This is a genomic window from Lacinutrix jangbogonensis (assembly GCF_000797445.1).
GTDB classification, from domain to species: Bacteria; Bacteroidota; Bacteroidia; order Flavobacteriales; family Flavobacteriaceae; genus Lacinutrix; species Lacinutrix jangbogonensis.
This window is the reverse complement of record NZ_JSWF01000004.1, coordinates 1-1,059: the sequence shown is the minus strand read 5'-3', so window position 1 is coordinate 1,059 and position 1,059 is coordinate 1. Positions and strand designations below refer to the sequence as shown.

Below are 1,059 nucleotides of genomic sequence, written 5' to 3'. Positions count from 1 at the left end.
TATGACCTATTTAATAATTTAGACGGTTCTCCTAATCTAGGTGGTACATGGTTCCCTACTCTAAATAGTACTACTGGTCTTTTCGATCCTACTATTGATACACCAGGAACTTATACTTATACTGTTGCTACTTCTAATCCTGCTTGTAGTAACGCTTCGGCTTCGGTAATATTCTCTTTTAATATTCCTCCTGTTGCTGGTAGCGATGGCAGTCTAGACATTTGTGAAGATGACACCAATTCGTATGATTTATTTAACAATTTAGGTGGTTCTCCTGATGCTGGTGGCACATGGTTGCCTACTCTAAATAGTACTACTGGTCTTTTTGATCCTACTATTGATACACCGGGAATTTATACCTATACGGTCACCTCTTCTAGTCCTGTTTGTAGTGATGCTTTGGCTTCGGTAACAGTATCTTTTAGTATTCCTCCTGTTGCTGGTAGCGATGGTAGTCTGGACATTTGCGAAGACGATACTAATATCTATGACCTATTTAATAATTTAGGCGGTTCTCCTAATCTAGGTGGTACATGGTTCCCTACTCTAAATAGTACTACTGGTCTTTTCGATCCTACTATTGATACACCAGGAACTTATACCTATACTGTTGCTGCTTCTAATCCTGCTTGTAGTGACGCTTCGGCTTCGGTAATAGTCTCTTTTAATATTCCTCCTGTTGCTGGTAGCGATGGTAGTCTAGACATTTGTGAAGATGACACCAATTCGTATGATTTATTTAACAATTTAGGTAGTTCTCCTGATGCTGGTGGCACATGGCTACCTGCTCTTAATAGTACTACTGGTCTTTTTGATCCTAATGTTGACTCACCGGGAACTTATACCTATACGGTTGTTACTTCTGATCCTATTTGTAATGATGCCTCGGCCTCGGTAATAGTCTCCTTTAGTATTCCTCCTGTTGCTGGTAGCGATGGTAGTCTGGACATTTGTGAAGACGATACTAATATCTATGACCTATTTAATAATTTAGGCGGTTCTCCTAATCTAGGTGGTACATGGTTCCCTACTCTAAATAGTACTACTGGTCTTTTCGAT

The 1,059-nt window shown here is 39.8% G+C and carries 1 pseudogene; it reads left to right on the top strand.

Features of this window, described 5'->3' with window-relative positions:
- Positions 1-1,059: pseudogene (locus tag RH82_RS18540) on the top strand (hypothetical protein); the annotation flags it as partial.